Here is a 16,435-nt window from a genome sequence, read left to right as displayed (position 1 = left end):
GAAGGGAATCAGGCGGGTCGCAACGCGTCGTCGGGCAGCCAGAAGACCGCGCGCCCTTCCGGCGTGTCGCGCTCTTCGACCGACACGGCCCGAAGCCGCGCGCCGCGGCATGGGCCGCCGACGCATTTGCCGCTGTCGGGCTCGTAGATCGCCCCGTGCGTAGCGCACATCAAGTATAGGCCCGAGCTTTCGAAGAACTGGCCCTCGTTCCAGTCGAGCTCCATCGGCACGTGCGCGCAGCGGTTCAGATAGCCGTACGGCTTGCCGTCGTAGCGCACGAAAAACACGACGGCCTCGCCGCTCGCCTCCGCCGCCGCGAGACGCACGCCCGCGCCGCCGTCGACGAGTTCGTCCGATGCGCACACGCGCACCGCATTGGCCGCTTCGCTCATGCGTGCTCCCGCAACCAGCCGGCGAGCGAAGCGACGCTGTCCGCGCAGAACTGCGGCCCGAGCGCCGCGAGCGAATCCGCCGGATGCGCGCCGTATCCGACGCCGATGCCCGCCGCGCCGGCGTTGATCGCCATTTGCAGGTCGTGCGTGGTGTCGCCGATCATCACCGTGCGCGCGAGATCCTGTCCGAGCTCGCGCGTCAGTTCCTGGAGCATCGCGGGATGCGGCTTCGAGAAGGTTTCGTCGGCGCAGCGCGTGCTGTCGAAAAGGCTCGTGAGCCGCGATTCGTCGAGCGCGCGATTCAGCCCCACGCGGCTCTTGCCGGTCGCAACCGCGAGAAAATAGCCGAGATCGCGCAGTTCCTGAAGCAGTTCGCGCACGCCGTGGAAAAGCTCGGTTTTCTGGCCGGTGGTCAGAAAATGGAAGCGATAACGCTCGGCCAGCCGCGGATACTCGGACGGATCGAGCGTCGGCGCGCAGATCTGCAGTGCGTCCTTCAGGCCGAGGCCGATCACGTAGCTCGCGGATTCATCCGCCGGCACCGGCAGCCCGAGGTCGCGGCACGCGGCCTGAATGCTGCGCGTGATGTGGACGGTCGAATCCATCAGCGTGCCGTCCCAGTCGAAAACGATCAAATCGAATTGCTGCCGCGCCATTTACGATGTCTCTTGGTTTTTGAGTTGCTCGATGAAGCGCCGGCATTCCGCCGGCAGCGGCGCTTCCAGTTGCAACGGCTCGCCCGTCGCCGGATGCGTGATTTTCAGCCGGTAAGCATGCAAAAACATGCGCTTGAGCGACGGTTTCGCGCTCGGCCGCGCGAGTTCCTTGTTCAACGCGAAATCGCCGTATTTGGCGTCGCCCGCGATCGGCAGGCCGATGCTCGCCATATGCACGCGAATCTGATGCGTGCGGCCCGTCTTCAGTTCCGCCTCGACCCACACATAGTCGCGCCAGCGCTCGATCAAATTGAAGACCGTATGCGACGGCAGCCCGTTTTCCTGAATGCGCACGCGCCGCTCGCCATCCGCCGCCACGTACTTGTGCAGCGGCGCTTTCACCGCGCGCCGGCGGCCCCAATCGCTCTGCCAATCGCCGTGTCCGACCGCGTAATACCGCTTGTCGACGCGATTTTCGCGGATCTGCTCGTGCAGATGGACGAGCGCGGAACGCTTTTTCGCGAGCATCAGCACGCCGGACGTCTCGCGATCAAGCCGATGCACCAATTCGAGGAATTTCGCGTGCGGCCGCGCATTGCGAAGCTGCTCGATCACGCCGAACGCGACGCCGCTGCCGCCGTGCACCGCGACGCCGGACGGTTTGTCGATGACGATCAGATGGTCGTCCTCAAACAGGATCGGGAATTCGGCGGCAGGCGCGTTCGACGACACCGGCGCTTCGTCCGCCTGCGCGGTGCGGATGGGCGGCACGCGCACGAGATCGCCCAGCGCAAGCCGATACGCGGCGTCGATGCGGCCTTTGTTCACGCGCACTTCGCCGCTGCGCAGAATCCGGTAAATATGGCTTTTCGGGACGCCTTTGCAGACGCGCAACAGAAAATTATCGATTCGCTGACCGGCGGCGGTCTCGTCGACTTCGATCATCGATACCTGTTCGCTTGCGACCTGTTTATGGGATGTTTTGCCTAACTCATTCATTCTGAATATAATTTGCGAGCAGCCTGAAAAAGTCGCAGCTTACGATCAAGCGGCGGCCGTGATTGGTCAGACTGTAAAGGTGCAAGCGATAAACCATCATTTTACTTGCGCCCAAGGTCGGTTGCTCACCCTGAAATCGAAGAGCGACGAGTTGCACGCACGGCGATATCACCGGCAAGGACGGAGCCCACAGGCGCGTTCGGTCGAGTCGATCGCCGCCGGTAACGGATTTTTGGTCAAAAAGAATTTTTTCGGCGAGAAGCGACGGCGCCCGGCGAACCAGCCAAACGCCCGCCCCGATCTGCCCTGCCATCGAGCGGGAGAAAAAGGCAAGTCGCGGCTCGCCGGATTGCGAACCATCGACGACGTGAATCGCTGCTGCGCTGATTGCTGCGAAGCGCGATACGAAACAAAGCGTCGCAACGAGACGAGACACGGTTGAACCGCTGGCGGCTGAGAAGCCCGCGGTCGAGCCGGCGCGGTCGAGCCGCAAGGCTGAGGGTCGGTAGCGCAGCACCGCGAGCATGTCGCGGCCTGCGCGCTTCCGCCCCCGCTTTGCTGCTGCCGTCGGGAGGAATCAGGCTCTGTTGCAAGAGCGCCCTTGCGTCTAGCGCGTCAAATTTGAGACGCGCGACGCCGCGGCGCCGCCGTTCATCCTCCGTCGCGCCAGACAATCGCGTCGGCGTCTTTTCGATTGTTCGCATGTGCCCCACGGCGCGGCCGGCTCGTTCGCCGCGCGCCTGCTTTCGGCAATTCTCCCGCCAGAAGTCCCGCTCCAGCGTGCTTTGTGACAACACACAAAAAAGCGTGGCACGCCCACCTTCCCGCTTCGAGCGCGTGATCGCGATGCGCGATCACCGACGCCGATTCGCATGACGAGGGGAAGCGAAAGCTGCTCTGGAGCCGTTTCATGAAACGCATGCTGTTTAACGCGACGCAGCAAGAAGAATTGCGCGTCGCCATCGTCGATGGGCAGAAGCTCATCGACATCGATATCGAAACTGCCGGGCGCGAACAGCGCAAAGGCAACATCTACAAGGGAGTCGTCACCCGCATCGAGCCGTCGCTCGAAGCCTGCTTCGTCAACTACGGCGAAGATCGCCACGGCTTCCTACCGTTCAAGGAAGTCGCGCGCCAGTATTTCCGCGACGGCGTCGAGATGCGCTCCGCGCGCATTCAGGATGCGCTGCGCGAAGGCCAGGAACTCATCGTTCAGGTCGAGAAGGAAGAGCGCGGCAACAAGGGCGCGGCGCTGACCACGTTCATTTCGCTGGCCGGCCGTTACCTCGTGCTGATGCCGAACAACCCGCGCGGCGGCGGCGTGTCGCGCCGCATCGAGGGCGACGAGCGGCAGGAACTGCGCGAAACCATGGCGCAGCTCGAACTGCCGGAAGGCATGAGCATCATCGCGCGCACGGCGGGCATCGGCCGTTCGGCGGAAGAGCTCCAGTGGGACCTGAACTACCTGATGCAATTGTGGCGCGCGATCGAAGCCGCGTCGCAGAGTGGCGTCGCCGGCCAGCCGATGCTGATTTATCTCGAATCGAGCCTCGTCATCCGCGCGATTCGCGACTACTTCCAGCCGGATATCGGCGAAATCCTCATCGACACGACCGAAATCCATGATCAGGCGCGCGCCTTCATGGATATCGTGATGCCCGACAACCTCTCGAAGGTGAAGCGCTATCACGACGACGTGCCGCTCTTCTCGCGCTTCCAGATCGAGCACCAGATCGAAACGGCGTACTCGCGCACGGTGCCGCTGCCCTCGGGCGGCGCGATCGTGATCGATCACACCGAGGCGCTCGTCGCCATCGACGTGAACTCGGCGCGCGCGACCAAGGGCGCGGACATCGAAGAAACCGCGACGCGCACCAATCTCGAAGCCGCCGACGAAGTCGCGCGCCAGCTTCGCCTGCGCGATCTGGGCGGCCTGATCGTGATCGATTTCATCGACATGGAATCGGCCAAGAGCCAGCGCGAAGTCGAGCAGCGCCTGAAAGACGCGCTCAAGCACGACCGCGCCCGCGTACAAATGGGCAAGATTTCGCGCTTTGGCCTGATGGAACTGTCGCGCCAGCGGCTGCGTCCGGCGCTCTCGGAAGGCAGCCACGTGACGTGCCCGCGCTGCAACGGCACGGGCCATATCCGCGATACCGAATCGTCCGCGCTGCAAGTGCTGCGGATCATTCAGGAAGAAGCGATGAAGGAAAACACCGCGGCGATCCATTGCCAGGTGCCGGTCGAAGTGACCGCCTTCCTGCTGAACGAAAAGCGCTCGGAAATCAACAAGATCGAGTCGCGCTTCAAGGTCAACGTCGTTCTGATCCCGAACAAGCATCTCGAAACGCCGCACTACAAGCTGGAACGTCTGCGTCACGACGATGCGCGTCTGGACGATCCGCGCGCCTCGTGGAAGATGGCCGTCGAAGCGGCGAGCGAGCTGGAATCGGAAACCGGCTACAGCAAGCGCACCGAGGAAGTGAAGCCGAAGCAGGAAGCGGCCGTGAAGGGCATCACGCCCGAAAAGCCCGCACCGAGCGCGCCGGTCAAGCCCGCGCCCGTCGAGGCCGCGCCCGCTGTGGCGCCGGTGGCGGCGAGCGGCGGTTTCATCGCCTGGATCAAGAATCTGTTCGGCATTCAGCCGGCGGCGCAACCCGCACCGGCTCCCGTCGAAGCGCAACCGGCGACGCGCCCGCAGCGTGAGCGCGGCGAGCGCACGGGCGGCGGCGATCGCAACCGTAACCGTCGTAGCGGCGGCGCTCCGCGCGAAGGCGCAGCGGCCGGCGCGACGCCGGCTGGCAATGGCGCGGGCCGTCAAGGCGCGCGTCGGGAAGACCGCGAGGCGCGCGGCGGCCGGGAAGGCCGTGAACTGCGCGAGGTCCGCGAACCGCGTGAAGCGCGCGAGCCGCGGGAAACCCGGGAACCGCGTGAGGCACGCGAGCCGCGTGAAGCGCGTGAACCGCGCGAGGCACGTGAGCCGCGCGATCGCAACGCGGAACGCGCCGCGCGTCCGGAGGCGGGCGAGCGTCAGGAACGCCGCGAGCGTCCGGATCGAGGCGAGCGCGCCGACCGTCCGGAACGCGCTGAACGCGGCGAGCGCCGCAAGCCGCAACCGGAAGCCGCCGTCGAAGCGCTGACCCAGAGCGAAACCGTGGCGTCGGAGATCGTCGAAACGGTGCAAGTCGACGTCGACGCGCAACAGACCGGCTTCGACGCCGCATCCGCCGATCAAGCGGCCGCGCGCGATGGCGAAGAGCGCCGTCGCCGTCGCCGTGGCCGTCGTGGCGGCCGTCGCGATCGCGATGAAGACGGCATGACCGTGAATCACGCAGCCGACGTCGCTGAATCGGAAGGCGCAGCGGAAAGCGTGTCCGCGCAAGCCGGCGTGTTCGACGCCGAAGCCGCGCAGGAAGCGGCGGCCCGTCGCGAGACGCGCCCTGCCGTCCCGCAAGAGGCCGAGCAGCCTGCCGTCGAAGCTGCTGCTCAACCGGTTGCTCAGCCGGTTGCCCAGCCGGTTGCTCAACCCGTCGCCGAGCCGGTCGAAGCGAAGCCGCAAGCAGAAGCGCCCGCCGCCGCCGAAGAAGCGCCGGTTGCGCGTGCCGCCGAAGCCGAGCCGTTCGAACTGAAGGCGCAAACGCCCGAGCCGACGACGTTCGATCTCTTCGCGAAGCCCGCCCCGGCGCCCGAGGTCGAGAATCCGTTCGGCCCGTCGCCGAAGACCGCCGAGCCGCAGATGGCAGACCCGTTCGTGCCCGCCGTCAAGACGGAAGAGCCGAAGCCTGCCGCCGTCGAAGCGCCGGCCGAGCCTGTCGTGCAAGCGCAAGCACCGGCACCCGTCGCCGTGACGGAACCCGCCGAGCCCGCCGAGCCAGTGAAAACCGCCGCGGTCGCGCCGACGCCCGAAGCGACCGCCGTCGAGCCGGTGAAGCCGGTCGAGCGCACGGAAGCGGAAGTGGAAACGCAAGCGAGCGTCGCGGCCAGCGAACCGGTCGCCGTGGTTTCGGAGCCGGTGAAGGCGGCTGCGCCCGCCGCGCCCGCGACTGCGACGCCGATCGCTGTCGCCGCGCTTCAGCCGATGCTGGAGCGCGCGGGCCTCGTCTGGGTCAACACGGACGAAGGCAAGCTGCGCGAAGCGAATGCAGCCGCCGCGCGCGAGCCGGCGCCGGTGCGCGTGCCGCGCGAGCGCAAGCCGCTTCCGCCGGCCGACACCACGCCGATGCAGCAAGTGGAAACCGGCAAGAGCATCCACTGAGCGCGAGGTGCGTAAGCCGGGTCGCGTGCGCGATCCGGCGGCAGTCAGTCAACGCCATCGATTTTCGGATCGATGGCGTTTTTTATTGCACGGGCAAAACCGTATGACACTGCGGGAAAACCGGGACGCCGTGTCACTGGGGGGCCTACTGCCCGGACGGCGCGGTTCCGCTAAAATGGGATGAATCAACCATCCATCGAACAAGGCCATCGCGGCCGAGGCGAGCCCCGAGTCATCATGTCCCGACGCATCATTCCCCTGGCCGATGTCAGCTCGATACCGGACTTTGCCGGCACCGCGACGTCGCCGTCCGGGCTGCTCACGGACACGCTCGCGCGCCCGCTGCGCGACCTGCGCATCTCGGTCACGGATCGCTGCAACTTCCGCTGCGTCTACTGCATGCCGCGCGAAGTGTTCGACAAGGACTACCAGTTTCTTCCGCACGCCGCCCTGCTCTCGTTCGAGGAAATTGAACGGCTCGCGCGCGTGTTCGTCGCGCATGGCGTTGAAAAAATCCGTCTCACGGGCGGCGAGCCGCTTCTGCGCAAGAACATCGAATTCCTGATCGAACGGCTCGCGCTTTTGCGCACGCCCGAAGGCCGTCCGCTCGACCTCACGCTCACGACGAACGGCTCGCTGCTCGCGCGCAAGGCGCGTTCTCTGAGAGACGCGGGCCTCTCGCGCGTCACGGTCAGCCTCGACGCACTCGACGACGCGCTCTTTCGCCGCATGAACGACGCCGATTTCGCCGTCGCGGACGTGTTGGACGGCATCGAAACGGCGCAAGCCGCCGGGCTCGATCCGATCAAGATCAATATGGTCGTGAAGCGCGGCACGAACGACCAGGAAATCGTGCCGATGGCGCGCCACTTCAAAGGCAGCGGCGCGGTGCTGCGTTTCATCGAATACATGGATGTGGGGGCGTCGAACGGCTGGAACATGAGCGAAGTGCTGCCGTCGGCGCAGGTCGTCGAGCGCATCGGCGCGCATTTTCCGCTCGACCCGCTCGAAGCGCACACCGCCGCCGAAACGGCGCAACGCTGGGGCTATCGCGACGGCAGCGGCGAAATCGGCGTGATTTCCAGCGTGACGCGCGCCTTCTGCGGCGATTGCACCCGCGCGCGCCTCTCGACGGAAGGCAAGCTGTATCTGTGTCTCTTCGCGGTATCCGGTCATGATCTGCGCGGCCTGATCCGCAGCGGCGCGAGCGACGACGAAGTCGCAACCGCCATCGCACGCATCTGGCAGGCGCGCGGCGACCGCTATTCGCAACTGCGCGGGAGCGCATCGGCGCCGTCGCGCGAGGATTCGCCTCGCGTCGAAATGTCGTACATCGGCGGCTGAGCCGGGCGGGCCGCTCGTGCTGAACGTCCATTCATCCTCGAATGTCACCGCGCTCGTGCTTGCGGGCGGACGCGGCTCGCGCATGGGCGGCGTCGACAAGGGCATGCAGCTTTTGCACGGCGAGCCGCTGGCGCTGCACGTGCTGCGGCGCGTCGCGCCTCAGGCAGCCGCCGTGCTGATCAGCGCGAATCGTTCCCTCGACGACTACGCGCGCCTGGGCGCTGCCTTCGGCGCGCGCGTCATCGCCGACACGCGTGCGGACTTTCCCGGCCCGCTCGCCGGCATCGCCGCCGCGCTGCATGCCGCGACGACCGAATTCCTGCTGATCGCGCCGTGCGACGCGCCTTTCGTCGACGAACACCTCGGCGCCGCGTTGATGCACGCGCTCGACGCAAAGCGCGCCGACATTGCCTACGCCGCAACGGTCGATGCCTCCGGCGAGGTCAGCGCGCATCCGGTTTTCGCGCTTTTACGCACCGCTCTCGCGGACGATCTCGACGCCTGGCTCGACGCCGGCGAGCGCAAAGTCCGCGCGTGGTACGCGCGCCACACGGCGGCCGAAGTGCGATTTCACGATGAACGCCCGTTTTACAATATCAATGATTTACAGCAACTCGCCGAGCTCGAACGCCATTGATTGCTGTAGTCCGACCGTTGCAACCCGCCTGTTCGCTCGATCCGCCGTAACGGCATCCGGCGTCCGGACGCTCAACCACCGCGCGGCCTCGTGGCTGCTTCTTCGCCGGGCACCGGCCGCGATCCACGCCGATTCATGACCACGTCCAAGGAATTCTCCGCCTGCGTCGCCCATTACGATCCGAACGCGCTGCCCGTTACCGCTGCGCAAGACATCGTGCGTCAATGGGCCGTGCCGCGCACGCGGAACGCGCAGGCCGAGCGCGTGGGTTTGCACGACGCGCTTGGCCGCGTGCTCGCCGAAGACGTGATCTCCCCCATCGACGTACCCGCCTTCGATAATTCCGCCATGGACGGCTACGCCTTCGCCGGCGCGGCGCTCGCGGGCGGCGGCGCGACGCTGGATCTGGCGGTCGCGGGCACGGCGCTCGCCGGAAAGCCGTTCGATGCCGCCCTGCACGCGGGCCAGTGCGTGCGCATCATGACCGGCGCGCTGATTCCGCCGGGCTGCGACACGGTCGTGCCGCAGGAACTCGTCACCCGCGAGGGCGACGCGATCCGCTTCTCCACCTCGGCGATTCGCGCCGGCCAGAACCGCCGCCTGTCGGGCGAAGATCTCGCGAAAGGCAAACCCGCGCTGATCGCGGGCCGCATCGTGCGCGCGTCGGATCTCGGCTTGCTCGCGTCGCTCGGCATCGGCGCAGTGGCCGTGCACAAGCGCCTCACCGTCGCGTTTTTTTCGACGGGCGACGAATTGCGCTCGGTCGGCGAAACGCTGAGCCCAGGCAGCCTTTACGACAGCAATCGCTACACGCTTTTCGCGATGCTGAAGCGGCTGAACGTCGAGACCGTCGATCTCGGCATCGTCCGCGACGACCGTGCGTCGCTCGAAAAAGCGCTGCGCGAGGCGACCGAACGCGCGGACGTCGTCATCAGTTCGGGCGGCGTCTCGGTCGGCGATGCGGACTTCACCCGCGAGCTGATGAATTCGCTCGGCGACGTCGCCTTCTGGAAAATCGCGATGCGCCCCGGACGGCCGCTCGCATTCGGCCGCCTGTGGTCGGGCGAGCGCGCTGGCACGGGCGAATCGGCGCTGTTCTTCGGCTTGCCGGGCAATCCGGTTGCCGTGATGGCCACGTTCTACTTCATCGTGCGCGAGGCGCTTCTGGCGATGTCCGGCGCGGCGCGCCAGCCGCTCACGGCGATTCGCGCGACCAGCGTCGAGCCGATGAAAAAGCGCGCGGGCCGCACCGAGTTCCAGCGCGGCATCGCCACACGTGACGGCGACGACGGCCGCTGGCGCGTCGTCACCACGGGTCCGCAAGGTTCCGGCGTGCTCAGTTCGATGAGCGAAGCGAATTGCTTCATCGTGCTGGAGCACGCGCGCGGCGACATCGACGCCGGCGACGAAGTCGAGATCGTGCCGTTCGACGGCCTGATCTGACCGAACGCCGCCAGACCATACATTCCTACACCGATAGACGGGGCTTTCTTCCATGAAAAAGCAGATTTCATTCATCGCACCGGGACAGACCGCCAAGGCGCTGATCCTCGTGTATCTGACTTTCAGCGTGCCGATCGTGCTGCTCGGCGTGGTGGTCGCGTTCGTGCGCTACGGCTCGGTGGAAGTGAGCACCGTCACGAGCGCGCTGCTGCTGAACGCGATTCTCGGTTTCATCCTGCTGTGGATCGCGTGCCACGCCTATAACTGGGTGGCGTCGCGTTTCGGCGGCATCGAGATCGTGCTGTCCGACGCGCCGGAGGAAGCGTGAGCGCCGCGAACCGCGCCGCAACGATTCGCGCGGCCACGCCCGCCGACGTCCCCGCGATCTTCGGCCTGATGTTCGAGCTCGCGGAGTTCGAAAAGCTCACGCATCTGTTCATCGCGACTGAAGCGGGCGTGCATGAGGCGCTCTTCGGCGCGCGCCCCGCCGCTGAAGCGCTCGTCGCGGAGCACGAAGGCGAAATCGTGAGCTACGCCCTCTTCTTCCAGAACTTCTCGACCTTCCTCGGCAAGCGCGGCCTCTATCTCGAAGACCTGTACGTGCGTCCGTCGATGCGCGGCAGCGGCCTCGGCACGCTGATGCTGAAGCAGCTCGCAGCGCTCGCGGTCGAGCGCCAGTGCGGCCGCTTCGAGTGGTCGGTGCTCGACTGGAATCAGAACGCGATCGACTTCTACCAAAAGATGGGCGCGACCGTGTTGCCCGACTGGCGCATCGTGCGCGTGACGGGCGAACCGCTCGAACGCCTCGCCCGGTAACTCAGATTTCGTCGTCTTCGGGCGACGTCTCGCCGGGCGCATTCCCCAAAAGCCCTGCGGCCTGTTCTCCCGGCAGCGCCTCGACATCGCGCAGGCGCTTGCCCATCTGCCGCGTGCGCGTCTGCGCCGCGTCGATCGAGCGCGCGACGGTTTCGAGCTGCGATTTGGTCTTCGCGAGCACTTCGCCGAACTTGCCGAACTCGGTCTTCACCGCGCCCAGCACCTGCCACACCTCGCTCGAACGCTTTTCGATGGCGAGCGTGCGAAAACCCATTTGCAGGCTGTTGAGAATCGCGGTCAGGGTCGTCGGCCCGGCGACGCTCACGCGATACTCGCGCTGGAGCGCATCGCTCAGGCCCGGACGGCGCAGCACTTCGGCGTAGAGCCCTTCCGTCGGCAGAAAGAGCAGCGCGAAATCCGTTGTGTGAGGCGGCGCGACGTACTTCTGCGCGATCGACTTCGCCTCCGCGCGCAGCCGCCCTTCGAGCGCGCGCGACGCGTCCTCGACTGCGACAGGGTCCGCGCGCTCCTGCGCATCGATCAGACGCTCGTAGTCCTCGCGTGGAAACTTCGCGTCGATAGGCAGCCACACGGGCGTGGCCGCATCGCCCGGCGCGCCTGGCGCGTCGTGCCGGCCGGGCAGCTTGATCGCGAATTCGACGCGTTCGCCCCGGTTCGGCACCGTCGCCACGTTCTTCGCGTACTGATCCGGCGTGAGCAGTTGTTCAAGCAGCGATTCGAGCTGCACTTCGCCCCAGATGCCGCGCGTCTTGACGTTGGTGAGCACCTTCTTCAGATCGCCGACGCCGGCCGCGAGCGTCTGCATTTCGCCGAGCCCGCGATGCACCTGCTCCAGCCGGTCCGACACCAGCTTGAACGATTCACCGAGCCGCTGTTCGAGCGTCGCGTGCAGCTTTTCATCGACGGTTCTGCGCATCTCTTCGAGCTTCGTCGCGTTGTTCGCCTCGATGTCTTTCAGACGCGCTTCGAGCGTCGCGCGCACTTCGCCGAGCCGCCGCTCGTTCGCTTCGGACAACTGCGCGAGATGCAGCGACATCGAATCGGCGAAGCGCTTCAGCGCATTGCCCTGATCCTCGCGCGCCTGCTGGCTCTGCTGCGCGAGTTGTTGCGCGAGCGCGTCGAACTGCGCGTTCTGCACGTTCGATGTATTCGCGAGCTGCGTGGACAGCGTCTGATGAAACTGCGCGAAACCGCCTTGCGATTCCATGCGCGACACGCGCGCGCTCTCCGCGATATCGCCGCGCAAGCCGCGTTCGAGCCGCTCCTGCGCGCGCGCGTGCGCCTCGCCCATGTCGTTCACGCGGTCGGTGAGCGCTTCGAATTCATCGAAGATGAATGCGTTCGAGTTGCGCCGCATCGACATGACGAGCGCGATAAGCGCGGCCACCAGCGCGATCGCCAGCACGGCGAGCGCGCCAACCAACATTTGCGTCATTTCTTCAGTACGTCCGGATTGATCGGGTTCGGGGGATTGCCGGCGCGCGGGCCTTCACCCAGCGCGGCGATGAGATTGTCGGCGGCGAGATTGGCCATCGCGCGGCGCGTGCCCTCGGTCGCGCTCGCGATGTGCGGCGTCAGCACCACGTTGTCGAGCGCGAGGAAATCGCGGTTGAGGTTCGGCTCGCCTTCGAACACGTCGATGCCCGCCGCCGCGATGCGCTTCTCGCGCAATGCAACGATGAGCGCCGCGTCATCGACGATGCCGCCGCGCGCGATATTGGTGAGCGTCGCGGTCGGCTTCATCAGCGCGAGCTCGGCCGCGCCGATCGTGTGATGGCTCTCTTTCGAGTAAGGCACGACGAGCACGACATGATCCGCGCGCCTGAGCAGATCTTCCTTCGACGCATATTCGGCGTTCAGCTCCGCCTCGATCTCCGGCGCGACGCGCGAACGGTTGTGATACATCACGCGCATGTTGAAGCCGGCCGCCCGCCGCGCGAGCGCCTGGCCGATGCGTCCCATGCCGATCACGCCGAGCGTCGAGCCGTGCACGTCCGCGCCGAGGAACGAGTCGAACGACCACTTCTGCCACTTGCCCGCGCGCAAAAAGTGCTCGGACTCGGTGACGCGGCGCGCCGCCGCCATCATCAGCGCCCAGCCGAAATCGGCGGTGGTTTCGTTGAGCACGTTCGGCGTGTTGGTGCCGAGCACGCCGTGCGCGTCGAACGCGTGCATGTCGAAGTTGTTGTAGCCGACCGCCATGTTCGCGACCACTTTCAGATTCGGCGCGCCCGTCAGTTCCTTATCGCCGACCCATTCGCCCGCGGTGAAGGCGCCGTCCTTATCGGCGAGACGGCGCGCGAATTCGTCTTGCGGGAGCACGTCGCCGGGATTCGCATCGACTTCGAAATACTGTTTCAGGCGCTCGATCACATCGGGAAAAGTGGGACGCGCGACAAGGACTTTCTTCATCGATTGCTCCTAGAAAAATAGCCAGCCCAGAACGGCGAAAAGCGGCAGAAGGATCGCGCCCGACCATGCCATATAGCCGAAGAAACTCGGCATGCGCACGCCGCGCGATTCCGCGATCGCCTTCACCATAAAATTCGGCGCATTGCCGATATACGTGTTCGCGCCCATGAACACCGCGCCCGCGGAGATGGCGGCGAGCGTGGTGGCGTCGGTGGTCATGAGCGTGCGGGCGTCGCCGCCCGCGAGATTGAAGAAAACGAGATAGGTCGGCGCGTTGTCGAGAAAGGAAGACAGCAGACCCGTCGCCCAGAAGTAGGCGATGTCGATCGGCTTGCCCTGCGCGTCCGACACCGCGTGCACGATGCCCGCGAACGCGCCCGCCTCGCCCGCGCGCAGGATCGCGATGACCGGCGCGATGGTGATGAAGATGGCCGCGAAGAGCTTGGCGACTTCCTCGATCGGCGCCCAGTCGAACGCGTTGCCCGCGCGCGCGCTTTTCGGCGTGAGCGCGAGCGACGCAAGCAGCACACAGGCAAGCAGCCCGTCGCGCACGAGGTTCTGCAATTGCACGCGCGTGCCGAGCACGTCGAATTCGACGCCGGGCTTCCAGATGCCGCTCATCAGCACGAGCGCGACGATCGCCGCGAGCAGCGCGAAGTTGATCTTGCCGTCGATGCCGAGCGGCGGGGTGTCGGGCGTCGGATCGAGAAACGGGTGCTTCGCGTCGTGCGTGCGCCAGTAATGGCGGTCGAGCGCGTAGAAAATCGCGAGCAGCGCGACGCAAACGAAGAGCATCGGCAGCGCGAGATGCAGCGTCGTCCAGAAGAAGCCGACGCCGTTCAGAAAGCCGAGAAAGAGCGGCGGATCGCCGAGCGGCGTGAGCGAGCCGCCCGCGTTCGCGACGAGAAAGATAAAGAACACGACGACATGCACGGCGTGCTTGCGGTTGTCGTTCGCGCGCAGGAGCGGCCGGATCAGCAGCATGGCCGCGCCCGTCGTGCCCATGATGCTCGCGAGCGCGGCGCCGAGCGCGAGCAGTCCGGTATTGAGATGCGCCGAGCCGTGCAGATTGCCGCGCACGCAAATGCCGCCCGCCACCGTATAGAGCGCGGCGAGCAGAATGATGAACGGCACATACTCTTCGAGCAGCGCGTGGATCAGCACGCCAGTGGCCGTGCCGGCACCGAACGCGAGCGCGAACGGCGCAAGAAACGCGATGGTCCATGCCGCCGCGATCTTGCCGAAGTGGTGGTGCCACAGCTTCGGCGCGACGAGCGGAAACACGGCGATGGACAGCAGAACGCCGATAAAGGGGATGCCCCACGCGGCCGATAACGAAGCGCCGTCGAACGTCGCGGCCGAAGCGCCGGACGCCGCGGTGCACGCCACGACGCCTGCAAGGAAACGCCGCATCGGACTCACGCCCCGCGCACGACGATCACGTGCACGCGATACGGCCCATGCGCGCCGAGCACGATGGTCTGTTCGATATCGCCGGTGCGCGACGGTCCCGAGACGAAGTTCACGGCGCGCGGCAGTTCGCCCCGCTCGGCGCGCATCAGCGCGAACGCGTCTTCGTGGGCCGCGACGATGCGCGAGGCCGGCACGATCGCGATATGCGTCTGCGGCAGCAGCGCGCCGGATGCGGGCGTGTCCGGCCCGGACAGCAGCACGAGCGAACCGGTTTCAGCCGTCGCGCAAAAGCAGCCGGTGATGCCGACGAGATCGGCGTCGGCGGGCTTGCGCAACGCGGCCCGAATGCCCGCCTCGGCCCACGGAAGTTCGGCGAGCGCGGGCCACGCGACGACATCGGCGGAAAGATTCAGCGACTGGAGATAGCGCGCGGCTTCGGCGGGCGCCTCCGCGAGCGATTGCACTTCGGCGACGGTCGTAGCGAGCCGTTCGGCTTCGAGCGTGAACCGCGCGACGAGTTCGTCGGGCGTTCCGGGCAGCGGCGGACGCGGGCCCGCCGGATGCCGCTCGACGTATTCGCGCGCGGCGCTGTATTCGGCGTCCGTCGGCGAGCCACGGCGGCCCTGCGCGCTGCGAATGCGCGCGAGAATATTGCGGCGCGCGGCCGATGTGTCCATGGGTGCCGTCCTCTTGGTTGCGTGCTCTGGGATCGTGCGCGCCGGATCGATCGACGCGTCCGAATTATAGCGAGCGATGTTCGCGCAAGAACCTCGGCCGAACGGCATAGGCCGCATGCACGAACGCGCGAGAATCAGTCGTCGCCCGCCGGCTGCTCGATGCCGAAAACCTGGCGCAGATAGGCGAGATAAGCCTTGTCGTCGCACATGTTCTTGCCGGGAGAATCCGAGAGCTTCGCGACCGGCTGACCGTTGCAGCGAACCATCTTCATGACGATCTGCAGCGGCTGATAGCCAAGGTCGTTGGTGAGATTCGTGCCGACGCCGAACGCAAGCTGGCAGCGTCCGCGAAAACGCTCGTACAACTGCAGCACCTTGGGAATATCGAGCGCGTCGGAGAACACGAGCACCTTGGTGCGCGGATCGCAGCGGTTTTCCTCGTAATGCCGGATGAGGCGCTCGCCCCAGTCGAAGGGATCGCCGGAATCGTGGCGCGCGCCGTCGAAGAGCTTGCAGAAATACATGTCGAAGTCGCGCAGGAACGCCTTCATGCCGTAGACGTCCGACAGCGCGATGCCGAGGTCGCCGCGATATTCCTTCGCCCACATCTCGAAGCCGAAGATCTGCGAGTCGCGCAGGCGCGGACCCAGCGCCTGGCACGCCTGCAGATACTCGTGCGCCATCGTGCCGAGCGGCCGCAAGCCGTGCTTCATCGCATAGAACACGTTGCTCGTGCCCGCGAACTGCGCGCCGAGCTTGTCCTTCAGCGTGAGCACCACTTCCTCGTGCCACTGCCCGGAAAAGCGGCGGCGCGTGCCGTAATCGGCGATCTTGCAGTCGGAATATTCGGGCGGCGTGGCGAGCAGCTTGATCTTGTCGCGCAGGCGCTCGCGGCCGGTTTCGTACTCGGGCTTGCGCTGCGTGTTGCGGAAATACACCTCGTTGACGATCGCGAGCACCGGAATCTCGAAGAGAATCGTATGCAGCCACGGCCCTTCGATTTCGATATCGATCTCGCCGTTTTTCTTCGGCGACGGCGAGATGCGCACGGACTTCTCGTTCAGATGAAAGAGCGCGAGGAAGTCGATGAAATCGCTCTTGATGAAGCGCATGCGCCGCAGGTAATCCAGCTCTTCTTCCTTGAAGCGCAGATTGCACAGTTGCCGCACCTCGTCGCGAATTTCGTCGATGTACGGGACGAGATCCACGTTCGGCGTGCGGCAACGGAACTTGTATTCGACGTGCGCCGCGGGGAAATGATGCAGGACGACCTGCATCATCGTGAACTTGTAGAGGTCGGTATCGAGCAGCGAATTGATGATCATGGTTCTGACTGGAACATCCACCAAAGAGGCCGCGCGGGCCTTCAT

15 protein-coding genes are annotated in these 16,435 nt (G+C 65.9%); 6 read left to right on the top strand and 9 right to left on the bottom strand.

Annotation, left to right across the window (positions count from 1 at the left end; translation table 11 throughout):
* Positions 1–8 precede the first annotated feature (8 nt).
* From LY284_RS01345 to LY284_RS01330, 4 genes are read right to left on the bottom strand one after another with little or no spacing between them, the layout of a single operon-like run.
* Positions 9–392, bottom strand: a complete 384-nt coding sequence (locus tag LY284_RS01345; RefSeq protein WP_014191970.1) for a Rieske 2Fe-2S domain-containing protein — start codon at positions 390–392, stop codon at positions 9–11.
* Positions 389–1,048 (bottom strand): HAD-IA family hydrolase, encoded by a 660-nt coding sequence (locus LY284_RS01340; RefSeq protein WP_014191971.1) that lies wholly within the window; start codon positions 1,046–1,048, stop codon positions 389–391. Before LY284_RS01340 ends, LY284_RS01345 begins: the two co-directional genes overlap by 4 nt.
* Positions 1,049–2,047 carry a 23S rRNA pseudouridine(955/2504/2580) synthase RluC gene (gene rluC, locus LY284_RS01335; RefSeq protein ID WP_041730549.1) on the bottom strand — a complete coding sequence of 333 codons (999 nt, stop codon included), beginning with the start codon at positions 2,045–2,047 and terminating at the stop codon, positions 1,049–1,051.
* Positions 2,040–2,573 (bottom strand): hypothetical protein, encoded by a 534-nt coding sequence (locus tag LY284_RS01330; RefSeq protein ID WP_041730551.1) that lies wholly within the window; start codon positions 2,571–2,573, stop codon positions 2,040–2,042. The genes rluC and LY284_RS01330 overlap by 8 nt, the downstream gene beginning before the upstream one ends.
* Positions 2,574–2,957: 384 nt before the next feature.
* Between LY284_RS01330 and LY284_RS01325 the strand changes: the two genes are divergently transcribed.
* The 6 genes from LY284_RS01325 (at position 2,958) to LY284_RS01300 (ending at position 10,542) form a co-directional block, all read left to right on the top strand.
* Positions 2,958–6,302 (top strand): Rne/Rng family ribonuclease, encoded by a 3,345-nt coding sequence (locus LY284_RS01325; RefSeq protein WP_014191973.1) that lies wholly within the window; start codon positions 2,958–2,960, stop codon positions 6,300–6,302.
* A 237-nt stretch (positions 6,303–6,539) separates the two neighbouring features.
* Positions 6,540–7,646, top strand: a complete 1,107-nt coding sequence (gene moaA / locus LY284_RS01320) for a GTP 3',8-cyclase MoaA (RefSeq protein ID WP_014191974.1) — start codon at positions 6,540–6,542, stop codon at positions 7,644–7,646.
* 16 nt (positions 7,647–7,662) lie between these two features.
* A complete protein-coding gene (gene mobA / locus LY284_RS01315; RefSeq protein ID WP_014191975.1) occupies positions 7,663–8,283 on the top strand; it encodes a molybdenum cofactor guanylyltransferase MobA in 621 nt (206 codons plus the stop codon).
* 135 nt (positions 8,284–8,418) lie between these two features.
* A complete protein-coding gene (glp, locus tag LY284_RS01310; RefSeq protein ID WP_014191976.1) occupies positions 8,419–9,726 on the top strand; it encodes a gephyrin-like molybdotransferase Glp in 1,308 nt (435 codons plus the stop codon).
* A 52-nt stretch (positions 9,727–9,778) separates the two neighbouring features.
* Positions 9,779–10,054 (top strand): hypothetical protein, encoded by a 276-nt coding sequence (locus LY284_RS01305; protein ID WP_008342276.1) that lies wholly within the window; start codon positions 9,779–9,781, stop codon positions 10,052–10,054.
* A 68-nt stretch (positions 10,055–10,122) separates the two neighbouring features.
* The gene (locus LY284_RS01300; RefSeq protein WP_050878366.1) at positions 10,123–10,542 is read left to right on the top strand and encodes a GNAT family N-acetyltransferase; all 420 of its coding nucleotides are present in this window, start codon (positions 10,123–10,125) and stop codon (positions 10,540–10,542) included.
* 1 nt (position 10,543) lies between these two features.
* Here LY284_RS01300 and LY284_RS01295 read toward each other — a convergent pair whose 3' ends face one another.
* The 5 genes from LY284_RS01295 to pncB form a co-directional block, all read right to left on the bottom strand.
* Entirely contained in the window at positions 10,544–11,998 is a 1,455-nt protein-coding gene (locus LY284_RS01295; protein ID WP_041730553.1) for a DNA recombination protein RmuC, read from the bottom strand.
* Complete coding sequence (locus tag LY284_RS01290; RefSeq protein ID WP_014191979.1) at positions 11,995–12,975, bottom strand: D-glycerate dehydrogenase; 981 nt, start codon at positions 12,973–12,975, stop codon at positions 11,995–11,997. Before LY284_RS01290 ends, LY284_RS01295 begins: the two co-directional genes overlap by 4 nt.
* Positions 12,976–12,984: 9 nt before the next feature.
* Positions 12,985–14,388: a sodium:proton antiporter gene (locus LY284_RS01285; protein ID WP_014191980.1), complete on the bottom strand. Its 1,404-nt coding sequence runs from the start codon at positions 14,386–14,388 to the stop codon at positions 12,985–12,987.
* A 5-nt stretch (positions 14,389–14,393) separates the two neighbouring features.
* On the bottom strand, positions 14,394–15,065 hold the full coding sequence (locus tag LY284_RS01280) for a lactate utilization protein C (protein ID WP_014191981.1): 672 nt from the start codon (positions 15,063–15,065) through the stop codon (positions 14,394–14,396).
* Positions 15,066–15,199: 134 nt separating this feature from the next.
* Complete coding sequence (gene pncB / locus LY284_RS01275; RefSeq protein WP_014191982.1) at positions 15,200–16,390, bottom strand: nicotinate phosphoribosyltransferase; 1,191 nt, start codon at positions 16,388–16,390, stop codon at positions 15,200–15,202.
* Positions 16,391–16,435 lie beyond the last annotated feature (45 nt).

Source organism: Caballeronia sp. PC1, assembly GCF_021353155.1.
GTDB lineage: Bacteria > Pseudomonadota > Gammaproteobacteria > Burkholderiales > Burkholderiaceae > Caballeronia > Caballeronia cordobensis.
Note: the sequence above shows the minus strand (reverse complement) of the source record. Positions and strands in the feature narration are given on the sequence as shown.

Bases quoted from the DNA above. Each gene is read 5' to 3' on its own strand.
- LY284_RS01345 (WP_014191970.1), bottom strand. From the start codon at position 392: ATGAGCGAAGCGGCCAATGCGGTGCGCGTGTGCGCATCGGACGAACTC.
- LY284_RS01340 (WP_014191971.1), bottom strand. From the start codon at position 1,048: ATGGCGCGGCAGCAATTCGATTTGATCGTTTTCGACTGGGACGGCACG.
- rluC (WP_041730549.1), bottom strand. From the start codon at position 2,047: ATGAATGAGTTAGGCAAAACATCCCATAAACAGGTCGCAAGCGAACAG.
- LY284_RS01330 (WP_041730551.1), bottom strand. From the start codon at position 2,573: ATGCTCGCGGTGCTGCGCTACCGACCCTCAGCCTTGCGGCTCGACCGC.
- LY284_RS01325 (WP_014191973.1), top strand. From the start codon at position 2,958: ATGAAACGCATGCTGTTTAACGCGACGCAGCAAGAAGAATTGCGCGTC.
- moaA (WP_014191974.1), top strand. From the start codon at position 6,540: ATGTCCCGACGCATCATTCCCCTGGCCGATGTCAGCTCGATACCGGAC.
- glp (WP_014191976.1), top strand. From the start codon at position 8,419: ATGACCACGTCCAAGGAATTCTCCGCCTGCGTCGCCCATTACGATCCG.
- LY284_RS01305 (WP_008342276.1), top strand. From the start codon at position 9,779: ATGAAAAAGCAGATTTCATTCATCGCACCGGGACAGACCGCCAAGGCG.
- LY284_RS01300 (WP_050878366.1), top strand. From the start codon at position 10,123: ATGTTCGAGCTCGCGGAGTTCGAAAAGCTCACGCATCTGTTCATCGCG.
- LY284_RS01295 (WP_041730553.1), bottom strand. From the start codon at position 11,998: ATGACGCAAATGTTGGTTGGCGCGCTCGCCGTGCTGGCGATCGCGCTG.
- LY284_RS01290 (WP_014191979.1), bottom strand. From the start codon at position 12,975: ATGAAGAAAGTCCTTGTCGCGCGTCCCACTTTTCCCGATGTGATCGAG.
- LY284_RS01285 (WP_014191980.1), bottom strand. From the start codon at position 14,388: ATGCGGCGTTTCCTTGCAGGCGTCGTGGCGTGCACCGCGGCGTCCGGC.
- LY284_RS01280 (WP_014191981.1), bottom strand. From the start codon at position 15,065: ATGGACACATCGGCCGCGCGCCGCAATATTCTCGCGCGCATTCGCAGC.
- pncB (WP_014191982.1), bottom strand. From the start codon at position 16,390: ATGATCATCAATTCGCTGCTCGATACCGACCTCTACAAGTTCACGATG.